Source organism: Flavobacterium cupreum (assembly GCF_003996965.1).
Lineage (GTDB): Bacteria > Bacteroidota > Bacteroidia > Flavobacteriales > Flavobacteriaceae > Flavobacterium > Flavobacterium cupreum.
This window is the reverse complement of the sequence record NZ_QWDM01000242.1, coordinates 1-286: the sequence shown is the minus strand read 5'-3', so window position 1 is coordinate 286 and position 286 is coordinate 1. Positions and strand designations below refer to the sequence as shown.

The window sequence follows — 286 nt, the reverse complement described above, 5'->3', positions numbered from 1 at the left end:
GGGATCTTCATGCTGGTATGGGGCTTGGTGCTCATCAGCGGGGTCGACAACGTGGTCAAGCCGATGCTGATCAGCCAGGGCAGCGATCTGCCCTTCCTGCTGGTGTTGCTCGGCGTGCTGGGCGGGGTGCTCGCGTTCGGCTTCGTCGGCCTGTTCATCGGCCCTGTTTTGCTGGCGGTCGGCTACACCCTGCTGCGCGACTGGATCTCGACCCGTTCGCCGCCGCTGATCCAATTGCCCGGCGAACCGAAGGCCTGATCGTCTCCTGGTCGCGCTCGTCCAGGTC

1 protein-coding gene is annotated in these 286 nt (G+C 65.0%); it reads left to right on the top strand.

From position 1 onward, the window contains the following. A partial coding sequence (locus D0817_RS27310; RefSeq protein ID WP_127341026.1) for an AI-2E family transporter occupies positions 1-258 on the top strand: 258 nt, incomplete at its 5' end. Between the last annotated feature and the right edge of the window lie 28 nt (positions 259-286).